A 20501-nucleotide genomic window follows, 5' to 3' on the forward strand; every position below is an offset into this window, starting at 1 on the left:
ATTGGGAACCAACCGGCTCGACGACATCGCGATCAGTCGTCGCCGTCTTCGGCGGTTGCAACCATCGCATTGATTAGAAATTCGGTCAAGTCTTCGGCCGGCACGTTTTGTTGCTCGTTTTTACCGCCGTTAGCATTTGTATCGCGCAGCGGTTTCACGCCGACCGTGCCGTTCGCGATCTCGTCTTCGCCGAGCACCACGGCGAAGGCCGCGCCGCTTGCGTCGGCACGTTTCATCTGCGATTTGAAGCTGGCCGACTGACCGTCGGCACTGCAATGCAGGATCACGTCGAGGCCGGTGTCGCGCAGACGCTCGGCGATGATGAAGGCCTGCTCGCGCGCCGCGTCGCCCTGATGGACCACGTACACGTCGCAACCTTCATCTTCCGGCACGAGCTGCTCTTCTTTCAGCAATTCGAGAATCCGCTCGACGCCCATGGCCCAACCGCATGCCGCAGTGGGCTTGCCGCCGAGTTGCTCGATCAGCGGATCGTAACGGCCGCCGGCCGCGACGGTGCCCTGCGCGCCGAGCTTGTCGGTCACCCATTCGAACACGGTCAGATTGTAATAATCGAGACCGCGCACGAGACGCGGATTGATCGTGAACGGAATGTTGTTCGCCTTCAGAATGCGCTGCAAACCTTCGAAGTGCGCGCGCGATTCTTCGCCGAGAAAATCGATCAGCTTAGGCGCGTTCTGCGCGACTTCCTGCATGGCCGGATTCTTCGTATCGAGCACACGCAGCGGGTTCGTGTAGAGACGACGCTTCGCTTCTTCGTCGAGCACGTCCATGTGCTTTTCGAGGTGCGCGATCAATTCCACGCGGTGCGCCGCGCGTTCTTCCGCGAGGCCCAGCGAGTTGATTTCGAGCTTGATGCCCATCAGGCCGAGGTCGTCCCACAGACGCTGGCACATCATGATGATTTCAGCGTCGGCGTCCGGACCGGCAAAGCCGAGCGCTTCCACGCCGACCTGATGAAACTGGCGATAGCGGCCGCGCTGCGGACGCTCATGGCGGAACATCGGGCCGATGTACCACAGGCGCTTCGGGCCGTCGTACAGCATGTTGTGTTCGATCGCCGCGCGCACCACCGCTGCCGTATTTTCCGGGCGCATGGTTAGATTTTCACCGTTCAGCGCGTCGGTAAAGCTGTACATCTCTTTCTCGACGATGTCGGTCACTTCACCGATACCGCGCTTGAACAGCTGCGTATGCTCGATGATCGGCGTACGAATATTCTGGTATCCGTACGAACGCAGCATCGACTTGACAGTCGTTTCGAAAAATTCCCACAGCCCGGCTTCCTGCGGAAGGATGTCGTTCATACCCTTCACGCCGGAGAGCTTTTCGAGCTTTTTCTTCTGTTCAGTCATCTGTCTTCGATAGCCGATGTTTAGTTGAGCGCTTCGGCGCGGCCATAGCGGCGCTCGACGTAGTCACTCACGATTTGCTGGAATTCTTGCGCGATGTTTTCGCCACGCAGCGTCTTCACTTTCTCGCCGTCGATGAACACCGGCGCGGCCGGGTTCTCGCCCGAACCCGGCAGGCTGATACCGATATTCGCCTGCTTCGATTCGCCCGGACCGTTGACGATGCAACCCATCACCGCGACGTGCATCTTCTCGACACCAGGATATTGATCGCGCCACACCGGCATCTGCGTGCGCAGATAGGTCTGGATTTGCGACGCCAGTTCCTGGAACAACGTGCTGGTGGTACGGCCGCAACCCGGACACGCGATCACCATCGGCGTGAACGAGCGCAGACCCATGGTCTGCAGGATTTCCTGACCGACGATCACTTCGCCGGTGCGCGACGCGCCCGGTTCCGGCGTGAGCGAGATGCGGATCGTGTCGCCGATGCCTTGCTGCAGCAACACGGACAACGCCGCCGTCGATGCCACGATGCCCTTCGAGCCCATGCCCGCCTCGGTCAAGCCGAGATGCAGCGCGAAGTCGCAACGGCGCGCGAGTTCACGGTACACGGCGATCAGATCCTGGACGCCGCTGACCTTGCACGACAGGATGATCTGATTGCGCGACAGACCGAGTTCGACCGCCCGCTCCGCCGAGCCGATCGCCGACTGAATGAGCGCTTCGTACATCACGCTTTGCGCTTCCCACGGCGTGGAACGCGCGGCGTTCTCGTCCATCATCTTCGCGAGCAGGTCCTGATCGAGACTGCCCCAGTTGACGCCGATACGCACTGGCTTGTCGTACTTCACCGCGGCTTCGATCATCTGCGCGAACTGCGTGTCGCGCTTCGCGCCGTGGCCCACGTTGCCCGGATTGATCCGGTATTTGGACAGCGACTCCGCGCACGCGGGGTAATCGCGCAACAGCAGATGGCCGTTGTAATGGAAGTCCCCGACCAGCGGCACCGACACACCCATGCGATCGAGCTGCTCGCGCACGGCCGGCACGGCCGCAGCCGCTTCCGGCGTGTTCACCGTGATACGCACCAGTTCCGAGCCGGCTTGCGCCAGTTCCTTGATCTGGATCGCGGTGCCGATGGCGTCCGCGGTATCCGTGTTGGTCATCGACTGGATGCGCACGGGTGCGTCGCCACCGATGGTGACGAGCTGGCCGCCCCAACGGACGTCGACCGCGTGCGACTTGCGCCGCGCGGCCTGCCCGCCGAACACCGGCTCGTTGGAAACGATCTTGCTACTGGATTGGGATTGAGCTTCGGATTGCATCGAAAAACCCATTTACGCCGCATGCGCCACACAAAAGACGTAGCGCCTGAATTGAAAAAGCGCCGCGGACCGGTTGGCCGCGGCGCATACCGTATCTGTCAAGGCAGCGCGAAGCGCGCCACGTTGCCTTTGGCCGCCGCGTATTTTGCGGGATCGACCGGCTGGCCATCGAGCGTCAGCGAGTCGAGACCGGCCCTGTTGCCGACCGTGACCTTGAACGGCGCTTCGCCCGTTACTTCCTTGGTGTCGCCCGCGTGCACGAGGCCGGAAAACACTTCCTTGCCATCTTTGCCACGCACGCTGAACCAGCTGTCCTGTTTTACGCTCAACGCAACAATCGACTGACCCGCGGCCGGCGCCACCGTTGCCGCCGACGTCCCCGCGACCACCGTCGGCGCACTCGCTCCCAGCGTGGCGGCAGCCTTAGGCGCGGCCGCCATTGCCGTGACTGCCGCCGCCGACGAAGGCGCCGCGCCGGTGGCGAGCGGTGCGGGCATCGGCGTAGCCGACGCTGCGTTGTCTGCTGCTGCCTGCGTGTCCGGCGCCGAAGCAGCCTCTTCCGCGGTGGCTTCCGAACCTGCCGATTGACCCTGCGCCACCGCGCCCGATGCGCCGGTCGCGCCGCCAGCGGCACTGCTCGCGCTCGCTTTCAATCGTGCAAGCCACGCCGACGAATCGCCGCCATTGGTGTGCCACATGCCGAGCGCAATCACGGCGACGATCACCGCCGCCACGCCCCACAACCATGAGCGGCTCTTCTGCCCACTGCCGCCCAGCGAGAGCGATACCTTGCCGCGCGGCAAATCTCTACCCGACGATGCCGGCATCGACAGATCCGGCGCCGGCACACCCTTTTCGCGGCGCAATGCCGCCGTGAACGGCGTGGGATCGGCGCCGAGCATCTTCGCGTAGCTGCGCACCACGCCCAACGCGAAGGTCGTGTCCGGCAAGTGGCTGATGTCGCCCGATTCGAGCGCGCGCAGCTTGATGGCGGACACCTTCAGACGCGCTGACACGTCGTCGATCGTCCAACCTTTCGATTCACGCAATTGGGTCAAGCGCGCGCCAGCCGCCGCCAACGAGTCCATGCCCGGCTGCACAACAGGCTGCACCGCCGCCCGTGCGACTGGCGCCGGATGGCCTTCGTTCGTGTCTGTGTCCTGCGGCTGCGGGTGCTGCGGCTCACTCATCCCAAATCCTTTCGCGTCGATTCTTTTTCACTTGTGCAACCCGGACGGGCTCAAGCCTCACGTCCGAATCGCAGACCGTTTATAACAAAATGTGCGGCCTTGTGCGCCGCTTCCGATCGCTTCTGCAAACTTTCTTTTCAATCGACACCGGCACAGCAGGTTGTCGCACGTTCGCGGAGCTTTCTCCGAACGCCGGCACCCTGCCATCCCCGCACGATTACACGGCGCGAACCTCGATGATCTTCGCTGCCTTCCCGGTGCGCTCAGCGAGCCGTGTGCGGTCTTTCACCGCGCCGGCCAACTGACCGCAGGCAGCGTCGATATCATCGCCGCGTGTCTTACGAACCGTGGTGACGACGCCCGCGTCCATCAACACTTGTGCAAACCGTTTGATCTGTTCCGGCTTCGAGCGGATGAGGCCCGATTCGGGGAACGGATTGAACGGAATCAGGTTGAACTTGCACGGCACGTCGCGCGTGACAGCGAGCAATTCGCGCGCTTGCGCTTCGCTGTCGTTCACGCCGTCGAGCATGCAATATTCAAACGTAATGAAGTCGCGCGGCGCGACCTTCAGATAGCGCTGGCAAGCCGCCATCAGTTCGCGCAGCGGGTACTTCTTGTTCAGCGGCACCAGCATGTCGCGCAGCGGATCGCTGGGCGCATGCAAGGAGACCGCGAGCGCCACCGGCAGATCGGCGCCGAGCCGGTCCATCATGGGCACGACGCCCGAGGTGGACAGCGTGACACGGCGGCGCGACAGGCCATAGGCGTTGTCGTCGAGCATCAGGCGCATGGCCGGCACGACCGCGTCGTAATTGAGCAGCGGCTCGCCCATGCCCATCATCACGACGTTCGTGACGACCCGCTCACCCTTGCCGTCGCCACCCGTGGCGCGGCCGCCGTCCACGCCGCGCGATGCGCGCAGCGCGAACTCAGCCATGCGCAGCTGGCCGATGATTTCGCCGGTGGTGAGATTGCGGGAGAAACCCTGTTTGCCGGTCGAACAGAAACGGCAGTTGACCGCGCACCCGGCCTGCGACGACACGCACAGCGTGCCGCGCGTTTCTTCGGGAATGTAGACGGTTTCAACCGCGTTGCTGTTGCCGACGTCGATCAGCCACTTGCGTGTGCCGTCGGTCGAAATATGGTCGCTGACGATGCCCGGCATCGAGATCGCGGCGCGCCCCTTTAGCTTTTCGCGCAAGGACTTCGCGAGATCGGTCATGCCGTCGAAGTCGGCAGCGTTGTATTGGTGAATCCAGCGCTGCAATTGCTTAGCGCGAAACGGCTTCTCGCCCAGGCTGTCGCAGTAGGCGACCAGCCCTTGGGCGTCGAGGTCGAGAAGGTTGACGGTGGGACTGCTCGTCATATCGAATCCTGCCATTTCAGTGCGAGACTACGTTCATGCAACAAGCTGCATGAACGCAATGCCGTTCGCGCCCATTCCTGCTGCTTTTACCTTACTACTTTGCCGGGCGATTCGTGCGACAAATCCAGTCGGCTGCACGAATCGCGTGAGGCAAGCCCTGCTTAACGCGAGTAGACGTTCACTTGCGGGAAGAAGAACGCGATTTCGACGGCAGCCGTTTCAGCCGCGTCGGAACCGTGCACTGCGTTCGCGTCGATGCTGTCGGCGAAGTCGGCGCGGATCGTGCCCTTTTCCGCCTTCTTCGGGTCCGTTGCACCCATCAGATCACGGTGCTTCAGGATGGCGTTTTCGCCTTCGAGCGCTTGCACGACGACCGGGCCCGAGATCATGAAATCGACCAGGTCCTTGAAGAACGGACGTGCTGCGTGCACGGCGTAGAACTTCTCCGCGTCGGCGCGCGACAGGTGAACCATGCGCGAAGCCACGATCTTCAAGCCAGCGTTTTCGAAACGGCTGTAGATCTGGCCGATCACGTTCTTGGCCACTGCGTCCGGCTTGATAATCGACAGGGTGCGTTCGATCGCCATAAAAACTCCAAAAAATTAAGAGGTTACAGATTCAAATGAATCCGCTATTGTAGCATGTTCCCGTGTATGATTGCGATTGAACCCTTACAACATTGAAAGACTCCAAGCAGGAGTTTCCGAATACTGGTAGCGTAGGCGGTGTCGGTATTTTCCGGGCATTGAAACTCCCTGCCCGCGCGCCAATCTTAGGGATGAGAGCGCCGCGGCCGGCGACAGACATTCCCACCGGCGCAGCCCGACTCGCCACAACCCGCTTCACAACCATACGCATCACGCTTCTGAGGTAAGGAGAGACCATGAACGAACATCCGTATAGCTTTGGCCGCAATGGCGCGGTCAGCACGGTCGAAACGCGTAACCGCGTGCTACGGAACACCTACTGGCTGCTCGCGCTGTCCATGATTCCGACAGTGCTTGGCGCGTGGGTGGGCCTCACCACCGGTTTCTCGCTGTTCGCCGCCACGAGTCCGGCCATGAGCATGCTGGCGTTCTTCGCGATCGCCTTCGGCTTCATGTTCGCCATCCAGAAGACCAAAGACAGCGCGGCCGGCGTGTTCGTGCTGCTCGGCTTCACGTTCTTCATGGGCCTGATGCTGTCGCGCATCCTGAGCTTCGTGCTCGGTTTTTCGAACGGCCCGTCGCTGATCATGTTCGCCTTCGGTGGCACTGGTGTGATCTTCGCGTCGATGGCAACCATCGCCACGGTCAGCAAGCGTGATTTCTCGGGCCTCGGCAAGTGGCTGTTCATGGGCGTGATCGTGCTGCTGCTCGCATCGGTGGCGAACGTGTTCCTGCATCTGCCGGCGCTCATGTTGACGGTGTCGGTCATGGCCATCGTGATTTTCTCGGCCTACATGCTGTTCGACGTTCAGCGCGTCGTGAACGGCGGTGAAACGAATTACATCACCGCCACGCTCGCGATCTACCTGGACCTGTACAACGTGTTCGTCAACCTGCTGGCGCTGCTCGGTATCTTCGGCGGCAACCGCAACTAAGCTTGCTTCGGGGGCGCGGCGTTCGAAACGTCTCGCCCTGAAAGAAAAAGCCCATAACGAGCGATCGTTATGGGCTTTTTTCATGCGCCGCGGCGTCAGAAGCGCCGGAAATCGAGCATCAGACGCGGATCACACGCTCAGCCACGCAAACCCCTCATCCTGCGACGCCACCACCACTTCCGTCGGCGCCGCGCCCAGCACACCGGCCATGGCGGCTTGCGCCAGCTCTGGCAGATTGTTCTGCTGGCTCAGATGCGCGGCAACCAGATGGCGCAACCGCGATCGATCAAGCGAGGCCAGAATTTCAGCCGCCGCGTCGTTGTTCAGATGCCCATGATTGCCGCCGATGCGCGCCTTCAGCGACTGCGGATAGCGGCTGCCCGCCAGCATCCGCACATCGTGATTGCATTCGAGCACCAGCGCGTCGCAGCCGCTCAGCACCGAACTGATATGCGGCGTGGACGTGCCGACATCCGTCAGCACGCCGAGCCGGCTCGCGCCGTTCGAGAGCACGTACTGCAGCGGCTCGCGGGCGTCGTGCGGAACGGTGTAAGGGAGAATGCTGAGGTCGCCGATCGCCACCGCTTCGTCGCCCCACAGCACCTGCAGGTCGACATCGGCTTCGTCGGCGCCCACCGCGCGGGCGGTACCCCAGCTCATGTACAACGGAATCGACCACTTGCGCGCCAGCGTCAGCGCGCTGCCAATGTGGTCGCTATGTTCATGCGTGATCAGAATCGCGTCGAGACCTTCGACGCTCGCGCCGAGCCGCGTCAGACGCCGCTCGACTTCCTTGGCCGAAAAACCGCAGTCGAGCAGCACACGCGTGGTGGTCGCGCCGCTTTGCGCTTCCACCAGCAAGGCATTGCCTTCACTGCCGCTACCGAGACTCGCGAACCTCACGGTCCGTTTAGTTCAGTTGCGCGTGCAGCAGCGTCACGATGCGCTGCGCGTCGGACGAATTGTCGACCTGCCCGTTCGCAGTCAGCACCGCCACCTGGGTCACCGTGTCGCCCTTCGAGCGCACGTTGACGAGGAATTCCTGACCCGGCTTCTTCGACGAATTGCCGCTGTAGAACAGCTTGCCGAGCAGCCCTTCCTTCTTCAGTTCCTGCATCGAGTCCGCGTAGCGCACGTAGTAGATACCCTTCGCGCGGTCGCGGTTGTCGACGGTGAAGTTCGTGCGGTCGAGCGCCAGGCCCACGCGCAGCCATGCACGATCGAACGACTCCTGCAGGTCGAGCGTGGATGCGCCCGCGCTCTGATCGATCGTGGTCGGCGCGACGGCCGTGCGCGCGTCAGTCAGCAGCTGCTTCGATTGCGCTTCGGTCAGGCCGAACTTCTGCATCAGCTTGGTGAGGAACAGCGCCTCGAGCGCCGGATCGCGCGGGCGCTCTTCCCAACGCGACGACGTTTTGTCCTGCCCGGTCAACACTTCCTCCATGGCGCTGTGCGTAATGGAGATGTCGGTCGTGTCGCCCGGCGCACGCGACACGAGGGTGCGGAAGCTGTCACGCGTGCCCGACGAATACGCGAAGTCGATGACCTTGCCGACCGTGCGGCGGAACCAGTCGTCCGGAATGTTGGCGCGGTTTTCCGCCCAGTCGGTCGTCATGATGCCGGTGGCCGGCGCGTCGGTCTTCAGCACGAAGCCGTTCTCCTGCCAGAACTCCTGCAACTGCGGCCAGAGTTGGTCAGGCGAGCGGCCGTCGACGACCAGCCAGCGGCGATCGCCGTCGCGTTCAATATGCATGCCGAGCGGATCCTGCGCGTTCGGCTGGCCTTCGGTCGAATTGCCGGCGGCCGTGACCGCGCGCGTCTGCGCGCCGCCCAGCGCCAGATTGGCCGGAGGAGCGACGTAGCGCTCGTCGGTCTTGGTGGTGCTCAAATCGTTCGGAACGGCAAGCGGCGGCGCGCTGGCCGCGCCCTTGTAGTTGACGCGGTCGGAAGCAAACCAGTCGTTCAGCGTGTCACAGCCGGCGAGCGTCGTGAGGGCAAGCGCCAGCGCCGCCATGCGGGTTGCGTGGAGGGAAAGTGCGGAACGTTTCATGAGGTCCTTCGTGATGCTGGAACGCGGTGCCTTGGTTCTGTGTGCCGGGAACGTGGGCTGGATCGACGTCGGTTAAGGGAGTGCCGGTGGCAGGCTTTCGTTGGCGCTGGTGGGTGCCGCGGACGATATCCGCCTAGCCCAGCAGGCCCGCTTCGCGCAGCGCGCCGCGCACCACTTCGTGGTATTGCGCGTCGAGCGGCGTGAGCGGCAGGCGGATTCCGCCCTGCACACGACCCAGTTGCTGCAGTGCCCATTTGGCCGGAATCGGATTCGATTCGATGAACAGGTTCTTATGCAACGACAGGAGTTTCAGATGAATCTCACGCGCGGTCTTCGCGTCTGCGGCCAGGGCGGCCTTGCAGAGCTCGCTCATCGCGCGCGGCGCGACGTTGGCGGTGACCGAAATGTTGCCGTGGCCGCCGAGCAGCATCAGCGCGATCGCGGTGGGATCGTCACCGCTGTAGATGCCGAAGTGCGCCGGCGCGGATTTGATCAGATGCGCGGCGCGATCGATATTGCCGGTCGCTTCCTTCACACCGATGATGCCCGGCACCTGTGCGCAGCGCAGAATCGTTTCGTTGCTCATGTCCGCAACGGTGCGGCCCGGCACGTTGTACAGAATCACCGGCAGATCGACGGTTTCGGCGATCTTCGCGAAGTGGCGGTAGATGCCTTCCTGCGTCGGCTTGTTGTAGTACGGCACGACCTGGAGCGTGGCGTCGGCGCCGACTTCCTTGGCCTGCTGGGTGAGTTCGATGGCTTCGGTCGTGGAATTGCCGCCCGAGCCGGCGATCACCGGAATCCGGCCCGCCGTGTGCTCGACCGCGGTCTTAACCATCAGCACGTGTTCTTCGACCGACAGCGTGGCCGACTCGCCGCTCGTGCCGACCACGACGAGAGCGTTCGTGCCCTCCGCGACGTGCCAGTCGATCAGTTTGCGAAACGCCGGCAGATCGAGGCTGCCGTCTTCGAGCATCGGGGTAATGATGGCAGGAATGCTGCCGCGAATCTGAACGCTGTCGTTGCTGCTGTGGTTGCCGTTAGTCATGAAACGCCATGAATTTGATCAGGTAAACCGCGATTGTAGCGGATTAGCCAGCCAACTCGTAACAAGGCGGAGATGCCGCCTGCGCGGGGTCGTCTGAGCGCTCCGCCTCCAGAATTGCGCAGATCCGCTGGACGTAGGCCGGGCGCGGCTGCGCGAGAAAACCGTCCTGAAAAGCGACCACCCGGAGCTGGCCGCGCACGCGCTCGAGAAGCTCGCCGGGCGCCAGCAGAAACGCCGGATTAGAGGGTTTGCCGACGCTTTCGTTTCCTTGCGCGAAGGTCTCGTAAACCAGTACGCCGCCGGGCGCGAGCGCGCGCAACAACTGCGGAAAGAGTGGACGGTGCAGGTAGTTCGTCACCACGACGGCGGCGAATTTCGCGTCAGCGGGCAACGGCCACGCGGCGCCTTCCAGGTCGGCTTCGAGCGGGGTGACGAGCGGCTCGTCGCGCAGCGCGTCGAGCGCCGCCGCGTCGCGGTCGATGGCGGTCACCGGATGCCCCAGCGACGCAAAGAACCGCGCATGCCGCCCCGCCCCGGACGCGACATCGAGCACCGCGCCGCCCGCCGCGACCAGATGCGCCCAGTCGCGCACCCAGGGCGACGGCTCGCCCACTCCATGCATGGCGGTAGCGGGAGTGCTCATCACTTCGGCGCGGCTCAGTTGTACGACAGGCCCATGGCTTCGCGTACTTCGCGCATGGTTTCCGTGGCGAACCTGCGGGCCTTGTCGCAGCCGTCGGCGACGATCGCGCGCAACAGCGACGGATCGTCCATATACTTCTGCGCGCGCTCGAGCATGGGCTGCTGCTCGCGCAGAATGCCTTCGATCACCGGCTGCTTGCACTCGAGGCAACCTATGCCGGCCGTCCGGCAGCCCTTCTGCACCCACTCGTGGGTGGCTTCGTCCGTGTAGACCTGGTGAAGCTGCCACACCGGGCATTTGTCGGGATCGCCCGGATCGGTGCGGCGCACGCGGGCCGGATCGGTCGGCATGGTGCGCACTTTCTTCGTGATGGTCTCCGCGTCTTCACGCAGGCCGATCGTGTTGCCGTACGACTTCGACATTTTCTGGCCGTCGAGGCCCGGCATGCGCGACGCCTCCGTCAACATGGCTTGCGGCTCGACCAGAATGATCTTGCGCGAACCTTCGAGGTAGCCGAACAGGCGCTCGCGGTCGTTCATCGACAGGCTTTGCGATTCCTGCAACATGGCGCGCGCCTGTTCGAGCGCTTCGTCGTCGCCTTCCTGCTGGTAGGCGTTGCGAAGTTCGTGATAGAGCTTGGCGCGCTTGCCGCCGAGCTTTTTCGCGGCGTCGTTGGCCTTCTCTTCGAAGCCCGGTTCGCGGCCGTACAGGTAGTTGAAACGGCGCGCGATTTCACGCGTCATTTCGACGTGCGGCACCTGGTCTTCACCAACCGGCACGAGCGAGCCGCGATACAGCAGAATGTCCGCCGCCATCAGCACCGGATAGCCGAGAAAGCCGTAAGTGGACAGATCCTTGTCCTTCAGCTTCTCCTGCTGCTCCTTGTAGGTCGGCACGCGTTCGAGCCAGCCGAGCGGCGTGCTCATGCCAAGCAGCAGCGCCAGCTCGGCGTGCTCGGGCACCTTGCTCTGAATGAACAGCGTGGCCTGTGCCGGATCGATCCCGGAGGCCAGCCAGTCGATCAGCACGTCCCAGACGTTCTTTTCGATCACTTCGGGCGTTTCGTAGTGCGTCGTCAGCGCGTGCCAGTCGACCACACAAAAGAAACACGGGTACTCGGACTGCAGCCGCACCCAGTTTTTCAGCACGCCGTGATAGTGGCCGAGGTGCAACGACCCGGTGGGCCGCATGCCGGAGAAGATACGGTCTGGGAACATGGTTATCTAGAAAAGCGAAACAAGGGGAGTCAGAATGGCGGTGATCGCGCTGTAGCCGATCGTGACCAGCGGGTTCAACCAGTATCGCGTCAGCGTACCCGTCATGACCAGCGCCATCACGATGAAAAACCCGTACGGTTCGAGGCGCGACAGCGTGATGGACTGCCGCGGCGGCAACAGCGCCATCAGCACACGGCCGCCGTCGAGCGGCGGCAGCGGAAACAGGTTGAGCACGCCGAGCACGAGATTCACGCCGACGCCCGCTCCCGCCATGCGCGTGAAGAACGGCTCGTCCACGTTCGACACCGCGAGTGCGACACCAAACAGACCCCAGATCACCGCCTGCACGAAGTTGCAGCCCGGACCCGCCGCTGCGACCCACAAACTGCCCCAGCGCGGATTGCGCAGATTACCGAAGGCGACTGGCACCGGCTTGGCGTAGCCGAACATGAACGCACCGCTGGTGGCGAAGTACAGCAGCAAGGGAATCGCAATCGTGCCGAGCGGGTCGATGTGCCGCATCGGATTGACGGAGACGCGGCCGAGCACGTAGGCGGTATTGTCGCCGAGCCAGCGCGCGACGTAGCCATGGGCGGCTTCGTGCAGCGTGATGGCGAAAATCACCGGCAGCGCGTAAACCGCAATGGTCTGTATCAGGGAAGAATCCATAACTCGTTATTGTAACAACGCGATTGCGTGCGTCTGTCCGCTTTCACTCATGCCGTCTCTTCGAGGCCGAACGGCGCGAGAGAACCGCGCCCCGGCCGCACCAGCACCGGCTCCGCGCCGGTCAGATCGATCACCGTGGACGGCTCGCACACACACGGACCGCTGTCGATCACCAGATCCAGTTGCTTCTCCAAACGCTCGCGGATTTCTTCCGGGTCGTTCAGCGGCTGGGTTTCGCCCGGCATGATCAGCGTCGAGCCGAGCAACGGCTGGCCGAGTTCTTCGAGAATCGCCAGCGTGATCGCGTGATCCGGCACGCGCAGGCCGATGGTCTTGCGCGACGGATGCGACAGACGCCGCGGCACTTCCTTGGTGGCCTGCAGGACGAACACGTAGGGGCCCGGCGTCACCGATTTGATCAGCCGGTATTGCCGGTTGTCCACCATCGCGAAGTTCGCGAGCTCCGACAGGTCGCGCACCAGCAACGACAGCAACTGCTTCTCGTCGAGTCCGCGAATACGTCGCAGACGCTCGACCGCGTCCTTGTCGTCCAGATGGCAGGCGAGCGCGTAGCTCGAATCCGTCGGCAACGCGACCACGCCGCCATCGTTGATGATCTGTACGGCCTGTTTGACGAGGCGCGGCTGCGGGTTATCAGGATGAAGCCGAAAGTATTGAGACATGGCGACTAACGTTGGCTCACGGATGAAAGCGGACAGACGGCAAATTGAACTGCGGCTGAACACCGGTCGGAAGATCGGACGAAAAGCACGCGCGGCGCACGGCCCGCTTTCGCGCATGACGTGCCGCGACGGCACGGCGCGATCACAGCCAGCGTTCCCAGACGGGCTTCAGATCGGAGGGCAGCGGCGGCAGCGTGCCGAGATCGACGCGGCCTTCGCCGGGTGCGTGGAAGTCTGACCCGCGCGAAGCCTCGAAACCGAACCGGCGCGCGACATCGGCGTATTCGCGGTATTGATCGGGCGTGTGGCTGCCCGTCACTACCTCGATCGCCTTGCCGCCGAGATCGATGAATTCGGCGAAAAACGCGTCGAATTCAACCGGCGAGTAAGCATAGCGACCCGGATGCGCAATGATCGCTTCGCCGCCGGCAGCCTGGATCCAGCCGACCGCGTCGGCCAGTTTGGCCCAGCGGTGCGGCACGTAGCCCGGTTTGCCGTCGCCGAGATAGCGGGTGAACACGTCCTGGGTGGAACTGGCGTAGCCGCTGTCCACCATGAAACGCGCGAAATGCGTGCGCGAAATCATGTCCGGGTTCGACACGTATTTGAGCGCGCCCTGATAGGCGTCGGGAATGCCGAGCGTAGCCAGTTGTTCGCCGATCGCCTCCGCCCGCGCGGCGCGGCCGTTGCGGGTGCGCGCGAGACCGTCGATCAGGATCGAACTGGTCGGATCGATGCCCAGCCCGACGATGTGCACCGTGCGCGACGCCCACGTCACCGAGATCTCGACGCCGCTCAGATAGTCCATGCCGAGCGCCTCGGCGGTGCTTCTGGCTTCGTGCTGGCCGCCCAGTTCATCGTGATCGGTGAGCGCCCACAGCGTCACGCCGCCCGCGTGCGCGCGGCGCGCGACGTCGGCCGGCGCGAACTGGCCGTCGGAAACGGTGGAGTGACAGTGGAGGTCGGCGTTCATCGTTGTCTTGAAAAGGTTCTGCACTCATTTTACTGCAACGCAGTAAGCGGACGCAGAGCTATCTCACAACGGACGTCCCGAAGGTAGCCCCTCGGGAACCCTCAAACTTTTTTAAGCGCTACGCGCAGAATCCCTCGATCAGCGCGGCCACCTGCTCCGGCTGGTCGTGGTGCACCATGTGCCCCGCTTCGTCGATGATCTTCTCGCGCCAGTCGGGGAACGCCTGAAAGCGCGCCTTGAATTCGTCGAGAGGAATCTCGCCGGCGATCCGCGCGAGCGTCGGCGAATTGGCGGCCTCCACGTGCAGGACCTTCGCGCTCACCTTGCGCCACGTCGCCATCACTTCGTCGAGACGGTACAGCGCCGGGCCGCGCAGCTTGTGCGCGGGATCGGCGAGCAGCATGTAGCGCCCTTCGCCGTCCGGCTTCGACCAGTGCTGCGCGAGAAATTGCGCGCGCTTCGGGTCGAGCCGCGGATTGGTCTTGATCAGGCGCGCGGCGACGTCGTCGAGCGACGCGTAGCGCTTCAATTGCGGCGGATCACGCAATTCATCGAGCCAGGTGCGCAGGCGCTTGGGCGCTTGTGCCGAGTGCGACGGCGCGAGTCCGAAACCTTCCAGGTCGACCACCCGCCGCACCCGCTCCGGCCGCACGCCCGCATACACGCACGCGATGTTCGCGCCCATGCTGTGGCCAACCAGATTCACTTCGCCGGTCGGCGCGTAGTGGTCGAGCAAGGCGTCGAGGTCGGCCACGTAGTCCTGAATCCAGTAGTTGCCGCCGCCGCGTTCCGCCACCGGCCAGTCCGACAGGCCGAAGCCGCGCATGTCGGGCGCCAGCACCTGCCAGTCGCCGCCCAGCGCGTCGACGACGAACTGGAACGAGGCGGCCACGTCCATCCAGCCGTGCAGCATGAAGAGCATCGGGGCGTCGGGGTTGCCCCAGCGCCGCACATGCAAGCGGATGCCGCGCACCGCGACGAATTCAGACTGCGAAGTGTTCATGAACGGCACGCCAAAAAAGAATGATCGTTCGATTATAACGAGATAGCCCGCCGATGCGCGGGGTCGGATGGTGAAGGAAGTCTCAGTCGCCGGCGGACGGCGGCTGCGCTTCCGGCGCATCGAGGCCCGCCAGGGCTGCCAGAGCGGCCAGTTCGGCTTCGTCGAAACCGGCGTCGCGGCGCGCCTCGAAATTGAACGGCCCACGTAATTTCGGTGCGTGATACTGGTCGGCGAGGCGCGTGTAAGTCTCGTGAGGGTCGAGGCCGCTGCCGTCGCACAGATGGCGGAACCAGCGATTGCCGATCAGCACGTGGCCGATTTCGTCGCGCAGGATCACGTCGAGAATCGCTGCCGACGCCTGATCGCCAGCCTGCAGCAGGCGCGCGCGGATCGGCGGTGAGGCGTCGAGGCCGCGGGCTTCGAGCGTGCGCGGCACCAGCGCCATGCGCGCCAGCACGTCGCCACGCGTGCGCTCGCACATGTCCCACAGACCGTCGTGGGCCGGAAAATCGCCGTAGACGTGGCCGTATTCGGCGAGGCGCGCGGTCAGCAGCGAGAAGTGATAGGCCTCTTCGGAGGCAACTTTGAGCCAGTCGGTATAGAACGCGGCGGGCATGCCGCCGAAGCGCCAGACCGCGTCGAGCGCGAGATTGATGGCGTTGAATTCGATGTGCGCGAGTGCGTGCAGCAGGATTGCGCGCCCTTGCGGCGCTTGCATGCTGCGCCGCTTCAAACCGCGCGGATCGACCAGTTCGGGGCGCGCGGGACGGCCCGGCAGTCCAGCCGGTTCGTCGAGTTCGAGGTCCACGGCGCATGCCATGCTGCCGTCGAGCACCGCGGCATAGAGCGCGCGGGCCGCGGCGGCCTTGGCGGCCGGATCGGCTTCGCGCAACGCGGCGAGCGCTGCGGTGCGCGCGCAAGGGGCCTCGCGCCCGGTTTCAGTGGCCGGCGAATGAGGCGAAACGGACGAAACAGCGGACATCATGGCAAGCGGATCGGCAAGGGAAGCTATGAAGGAAGCCAACAACGGCATGGCTAAGGAAATGGCAAAGCCGGCGGCAACCGACGCTTTGGCATACTGCCGTCAAAGCACGCGCCGCAACCGCGCGGCCGGCAGCCTGACCAACGAAGCGGCGAACGCTCCTGCGGCCAGACCAAGCGGCCCAACCACACAACCGTTTACAATACTCGATTCGACCATCCAACGCGCCCGATGCGTCGGCGAGGCGCGACAACCCGGCGTGGCAAGACGTTTCGGGCGGTTCGGCGCAATGTCCGGCGCGCGCAGTGACCGATCAAGAGGAGACACCGTGACCATTTACAAGCTTGGCGAAGCCGCCCCGACCATCCATGAAAGCGTCTTCGTCGCCGATTCGGCGAGCATCATCGGCAACGTGACGCTCGGGGAGAACGCCAGCGTCTGGTTCGGCGCGACGATTCGCGGCGACAACGAGCCGATCACCATCGGCGCCGGCAGCAACGTGCAGGAAAACGCCGTGCTGCACACCGACCCCGGTTTTCCGCTGACGATCGAGCCCAATGTGACGGTCGGCCACCAGGTCATGCTGCACGGCTGCACGATCAAGGAAGGCTCGTTGATCGGAATTCAGGCGGTGGTCTTGAATGGAGCGGTAATCGGCCGCAACTGTCTGGTCGGAGCGGGCGCCGTCGTCACCGAGGGCAAGGTATTTCCCGACAATTCGCTGATTCTCGGCGCGCCCGCCAAGGTGGTGCGCGAACTGACCGAGACGGATATCGCCAACATGCAGCGCGGCGCGGCAACCTATGCCGAGCGCCGCGACTATTACAAGGCGCAGCTCGTGCGCATCGGCTAACCAGCCGGAGCGCGCGGCGCGCACGGCGCGGCATCACGCTGCGTCATTCGACCGAGGAAAAGTTGTGAGCGACCAGTTGCAAAAATTCATGTTCAGCGCGGCGCCGGTGCGCGGCGAGATCGTTTCCCTGCGCAATACCTGGCAGGAAGTGCTGACGCGCCGCGATTATCCGGCGCCGGTGCGGACGGTTCTGGGCGAAATGATGGCCGCGTGCGCGCTGCTGTCGGCGAATCTCAAGTTCGACGGCACGCTCATCATGCAGATTTTCGGCGATGGCCCGGTCAAGATGCTGGTGGTGCAGTGCAGCTCCGATCTGTCGATGCGCGCGACCGCCAAGCTGTCCGGCGAAGCGGCCAACGTGATCGGCGAGACGACCAGCATGGTCGAGCTGCTGAACGCGAGCGGCCACGGCCGTTGCGTGATCACGCTCGATCCGGCCAACAAGCAGCCCGGTCAGCAGCCCTATCAAAGTATCGTGCCGTTGTCGGGCGTGGACGGCCCGCTCAACTCGATGGCCGAGGTGCTCGAGCACTACATGCATCACTCGGAGCAGCTGGACACGCGCCTGTGGCTCGCGGCGAACACCGAGCGCGCAGTCGGCATGTTGCTGCAAAAATTGCCGGGCGACGGCGGCATCGTCCCCCATCCGGGCGATCTGGACGCGGACACGTGGGAGCGCGTCTGCACGTTGGGCGGCACGCTGTCGCAAGACGAGCTGCTGAAGGAAGAACCGGAAACGGTGTTCCGCCGTCTGTTCTGGCAGGAAAACGTCCAGCATTTCGAACCGGCCACGGCGCGTTTCGAGTGCACGTGTTCGCGCGAAAAAGTCGGCGGCATGCTGAAGATGCTGGGCCGCGAGGAAGTCGACGGCGTGCTCGAAGAGCGAGGCCATGTCGAGATTCATTGCGAGTTCTGCAACCAGCGTTATGAGTTCGATCCGGTCGACGTCGCGCAACTTTTTGTCGCCGAGGCGCTCTCACAAGGTGTGACGCCCGCGGCTGACCAGCGGCACTGAACGGCTCGTTGGCGCGCGGATTCCATGCGCGCCGAGCGGCGGTTTGTCACGCCTGTATTACGGCAGTAAAAATACCGCGCCGCCCGCTGCCTTTTCAGGGCCCGGGCGGCGCAGTATCTTTGATCATTGGGTTGGATCATTGGTTAGGCATCCGACCGATGGAGATCGGACATGAACTACCCTACTTCGCCGATACCGCTGCTGCGCCGTGCGCGCACGGTCGCTGTGCTGGCTGTCCTCGCCGGTAGTGGCGCGCTTGCGGGCTGCGTGATGGACCCGCCGGGCCCGTCGCCGATTTACAGCCGGCTGCCCGCCGATCAGTCGGGCATGGCCGCCACCGCCCAACCGCTGACGCCTGAAGAACGCCAGCGCTATGACGCGATCGACCATCAAGTGATGGCCGAGCAGAATCAGGCGATGGCCGCGGAAAATGCGGCACAGGCGTGGTCGCGTTACTACGCGCCGCCTGTCAGCGTGTACGGCAGCTATTACGGCGGTGGATGGGGACACGGCTGGGGTACAGGTGTCGGCATCGGTTACGGGCCGTACTGGGGCTGGTAAGCGGCGGCTAGCTCACGCACGCGGCGAGAATCCAGGTTCGACGGGCGGCGGCGAGCCCAAAGAAAAAGGCGCGGTTCTCACCGTGCCTTTTTTGCATCCTTCGTACTGATCCGTTGTTGCGCTACGGCGAAGCTCAATGCGCAGGCTTCTTGTCTTTCTCAGCAGCCGCTTTACCACCGTGCTTGCGATCCGGCTTCGCGCGCGACTCCGGATTCGGTACCACATGCAGCGGCGCGGTCGACATCTCACCACGCGTGGACGTCGTAACCGAAGGCGTGTTCGCCGCCGGCAACGGCGCATTTGGCGAAACGAACTGCACGAACACTTCGCTGTCCTTCACCATGCCCATTTCATAACGCGCCCGCTCTTCGACCGCGGCCGTGCCGTTCTGCAAATCCTGCACTTCGCCCTGAATGCGTTCGTTGCGCAGTTTCGAATCAGCATTTTTTTGCACTTGCTGCGCCAGTTGCTGCTGCAACTCGTGCACGCGCAACCAACCGCCGTGCCCCCACCAGAGCGGGTACTGGATCAGCGCCAGTAGAACGATCAGGACAGCAGTGACAAGCCGCATGAAGTAAGCACAATAAATACACGCCGCCCTGCGCTATACGCAGGGCGGCGGGGTCAATCAAAAACGAAGGATAACCGGCTCATCGGTCAGCGCTTGCAAACCAGCCATTAGCGCAGATTGTAGAACGCCGACTTGCCCGGGTAGCTGGCGATATCACCGAGGTCTTCTTCGATGCGCAGCAACTGGTTGTACTTCGAGATGCGGTCCGAACGCGACAGCGAGCCCGTCTTGATCTGACCGGCATTCAGGCCGACCGCGATATCCGCGATCGTCGAATCTTCGGTTTCGCCCGAACGGTGCGAGATCACGGCCGTGTAGCCGGCGCGCTTGGCCATTTCGATCGCCGCGAAGGTTTCCGTCAGCGTGCCGATCTGGTTGATCTTGATCAGGATCGAGTTGGCGATGCCCTTCTCGATGCCTTCCTTCAGGATGCGCGTGTTGGTGACGAACAGGTCGTCGCCCACCAGTTGCACCTTCTTGCCGAGCTTGTCGGTCAGAATCTTCCAGCCGGCCCAGTCGCTTTCGTGCATGCCGTCTTCGATCGACACGATCGGGAACTTGTCGGCCAGGTTCGCGAGGTAGTCCGCGAATTCCGTCGACGACAGTTGCAGGCCTTCGCCGGCCAGTTGGTACTTGCCGTCGTGGTAGAACTCGCTGGCTGCGCAGTCGAGCGCGAGCAGCACGTCTTCACCGGCGCGGTAGCCGGCTTTCTCGATGGCTTGCAGGATGGTCGACAGGCATTCGTCGTTGCTGCCGAAGTTCGGCGCGAAGCCGCCTTCGTCGCCGACGGCCGTGCTCATGCCGCGGTCCGACAGGATCTTCTTCAGCGCGTGGAACACTTCGGCGCCGCAGCGCAGTGCTTCGCGGAAGGTCGGCTGGCTGACCGGCACGATCATAAACTCCTGGATGTCCAGGCTGTTGTTGGCGTGCGCGCCGCCGTTGACGATGTTCATCATCGGCACCGGCAGTTGCATCGCGCCCGAGCCGCCGAAGTAGCGGTACAGCGGCAGGCCGGCTTCTTCAGCGGCAGCCTTCGCGACGGCCATCGACACGGCCAGCATCGCGTTCGCGCCGAGGCGCGACTTGTTGTCGGTGCCGTCGAGTTCCAGCAGGGTCTTGTCGAGGAAAGCCTGTTCGGAAGCGTCGAGGCCCATGATCGCTTCGGAGATTTCGGTGTTGATGTGCTCGACGGCCTTCAGTACGCCCTTGCCGCCGTAACGGCCGGCTTCGCCATCGCGCAGTTCGATCGCTTCACGCGAACCCGTCGATGCGCCCGACGGCACCGCTGCGCGGCCCATCGTGCCAGACTCGAGCAGCACGTCGCATTCGACGGTGGGGTTGCCTCGCGAATCGAGAATCTCTCGACCGATGATATCTACGATAGCACTCATGGT

General features: G+C 63.6%; 21 protein-coding genes. 4 read left to right on the forward strand and 17 right to left on the reverse strand.

Features of this window, described 5'->3' with window-relative positions:
• Positions 1–32: 32 nt before the first annotated feature.
• The 5 genes from hisS to ndk all read right to left on the reverse strand — a co-directional run bounded on the left by hisS (position 33) and on the right by ndk (position 5844).
• Entirely contained in the window at positions 33–1373 is a 1341-nt protein-coding gene (hisS, locus tag P0D73_RS13700) for a histidine--tRNA ligase (protein WP_408175881.1), read from the reverse strand.
• Positions 1374–1393: 20 nt separating this feature from the next.
• Entirely contained in the window at positions 1394–2710 is a 1317-nt protein-coding gene (gene ispG, locus P0D73_RS13705; protein WP_408175879.1) for a flavodoxin-dependent (E)-4-hydroxy-3-methylbut-2-enyl-diphosphate synthase, read from the reverse strand.
• Between the two features lie 86 nt (positions 2711–2796).
• Positions 2797–3888 (reverse strand): RodZ domain-containing protein, encoded by a 1092-nt coding sequence (locus P0D73_RS13710; RefSeq protein ID WP_408175878.1) that lies wholly within the window; start codon positions 3886–3888, stop codon positions 2797–2799.
• A 217-nt stretch (positions 3889–4105) separates the two neighbouring features.
• Positions 4106–5257, reverse strand: coding sequence for a dual-specificity RNA methyltransferase RlmN (gene rlmN, locus P0D73_RS13715; protein WP_408175877.1), 1152 nt, complete (start codon positions 5255–5257; stop codon positions 4106–4108).
• A 161-nt stretch (positions 5258–5418) separates the two neighbouring features.
• Entirely contained in the window at positions 5419–5844 is a 426-nt protein-coding gene (gene ndk, locus P0D73_RS13720) for a nucleoside-diphosphate kinase (protein ID WP_012433533.1), read from the reverse strand.
• Positions 5845–6140: 296 nt separating this feature from the next.
• Between ndk and P0D73_RS13725 the strand changes: the two genes are divergently transcribed.
• Positions 6141–6839 carry a Bax inhibitor-1/YccA family protein gene (locus P0D73_RS13725; RefSeq protein WP_408431662.1) on the forward strand — a complete coding sequence of 233 codons (699 nt, stop codon included), beginning with the start codon at positions 6141–6143 and terminating at the stop codon, positions 6837–6839.
• A gap of 129 nt (positions 6840–6968) precedes the next feature.
• Here P0D73_RS13725 and P0D73_RS13730 read toward each other — a convergent pair whose 3' ends face one another.
• The 10 genes from P0D73_RS13730 to P0D73_RS13775 form a co-directional block, all read right to left on the reverse strand.
• A complete protein-coding gene (locus P0D73_RS13730; RefSeq protein WP_408175875.1) occupies positions 6969–7742 on the reverse strand; it encodes an MBL fold metallo-hydrolase in 774 nt (257 codons plus the stop codon).
• 7 nt (positions 7743–7749) lie between these two features.
• Positions 7750–8889: an NlpB/DapX family lipoprotein gene (gene bamC / locus P0D73_RS13735; RefSeq protein ID WP_408175874.1), complete on the reverse strand. Its 1140-nt coding sequence runs from the start codon at positions 8887–8889 to the stop codon at positions 7750–7752.
• Positions 8890–9022: 133 nt separating this feature from the next.
• Entirely contained in the window at positions 9023–9937 is a 915-nt protein-coding gene (dapA, locus tag P0D73_RS13740) for a 4-hydroxy-tetrahydrodipicolinate synthase (RefSeq protein ID WP_408175873.1), read from the reverse strand.
• 43 nt (positions 9938–9980) lie between these two features.
• Positions 9981–10580 (reverse strand): class I SAM-dependent methyltransferase, encoded by a 600-nt coding sequence (locus P0D73_RS13745; RefSeq protein WP_408431665.1) that lies wholly within the window; start codon positions 10578–10580, stop codon positions 9981–9983.
• A gap of 14 nt (positions 10581–10594) precedes the next feature.
• A complete protein-coding gene (locus tag P0D73_RS13750; RefSeq protein ID WP_132373851.1) occupies positions 10595–11797 on the reverse strand; it encodes a tryptophan--tRNA ligase in 1203 nt (400 codons plus the stop codon).
• A gap of 6 nt (positions 11798–11803) precedes the next feature.
• Positions 11804–12466, reverse strand: a complete 663-nt coding sequence (locus P0D73_RS13755; RefSeq protein ID WP_408282722.1) for a site-2 protease family protein — start codon at positions 12464–12466, stop codon at positions 11804–11806.
• Between the two features lie 47 nt (positions 12467–12513).
• A complete protein-coding gene (locus tag P0D73_RS13760; protein ID WP_132373849.1) occupies positions 12514–13149 on the reverse strand; it encodes an L-threonylcarbamoyladenylate synthase in 636 nt (211 codons plus the stop codon).
• 142 nt (positions 13150–13291) lie between these two features.
• Positions 13292–14122, reverse strand: coding sequence for a 3',5'-nucleoside bisphosphate phosphatase (locus P0D73_RS13765; protein ID WP_132373848.1), 831 nt, complete (start codon positions 14120–14122; stop codon positions 13292–13294).
• A gap of 118 nt (positions 14123–14240) precedes the next feature.
• Positions 14241–15125 (reverse strand): alpha/beta fold hydrolase, encoded by an 885-nt coding sequence (locus P0D73_RS13770; RefSeq protein WP_132373847.1) that lies wholly within the window; start codon positions 15123–15125, stop codon positions 14241–14243.
• Between the two features lie 82 nt (positions 15126–15207).
• Complete coding sequence (locus P0D73_RS13775) at positions 15208–16110, reverse strand: ferritin-like domain-containing protein (protein ID WP_408431667.1); 903 nt, start codon at positions 16108–16110, stop codon at positions 15208–15210.
• Positions 16111–16435: 325 nt separating this feature from the next.
• Between P0D73_RS13775 and P0D73_RS13780 the strand changes: the two genes are divergently transcribed.
• The 3 genes from P0D73_RS13780 to P0D73_RS13790 all read left to right on the forward strand — a co-directional run bounded on the left by P0D73_RS13780 (position 16436) and on the right by P0D73_RS13790 (position 18536).
• The gene (locus P0D73_RS13780) at positions 16436–16960 is read left to right on the forward strand and encodes a gamma carbonic anhydrase family protein (RefSeq protein ID WP_132373845.1); all 525 of its coding nucleotides are present in this window, start codon (positions 16436–16438) and stop codon (positions 16958–16960) included.
• A gap of 64 nt (positions 16961–17024) precedes the next feature.
• Positions 17025–17975 carry an Hsp33 family molecular chaperone HslO gene (gene hslO / locus P0D73_RS13785; protein WP_132373844.1) on the forward strand — a complete coding sequence of 317 codons (951 nt, stop codon included), beginning with the start codon at positions 17025–17027 and terminating at the stop codon, positions 17973–17975.
• A gap of 171 nt (positions 17976–18146) precedes the next feature.
• Positions 18147–18536, forward strand: coding sequence for a hypothetical protein (locus P0D73_RS13790; protein WP_408431669.1), 390 nt, complete (start codon positions 18147–18149; stop codon positions 18534–18536).
• A gap of 133 nt (positions 18537–18669) precedes the next feature.
• Here the strand turns inward: P0D73_RS13790 and ftsB are convergent, their stop codons facing one another.
• The gene (gene ftsB / locus P0D73_RS13795; protein ID WP_132373842.1) at positions 18670–19107 is read right to left on the reverse strand and encodes a cell division protein FtsB; all 438 of its coding nucleotides are present in this window, start codon (positions 19105–19107) and stop codon (positions 18670–18672) included.
• 107 nt (positions 19108–19214) lie between these two features.
• The gene (gene eno, locus P0D73_RS13800) at positions 19215–20498 is read right to left on the reverse strand and encodes a phosphopyruvate hydratase (protein ID WP_054038196.1); all 1284 of its coding nucleotides are present in this window, start codon (positions 20496–20498) and stop codon (positions 19215–19217) included.
• Positions 20499–20501 lie beyond the last annotated feature (3 nt).

The sequence above is a fragment of the Paraburkholderia sp. RL18-101-BIB-B genome, from assembly GCF_046026985.1.
Lineage (GTDB): Bacteria > Pseudomonadota > Gammaproteobacteria > Burkholderiales > Burkholderiaceae > Paraburkholderia.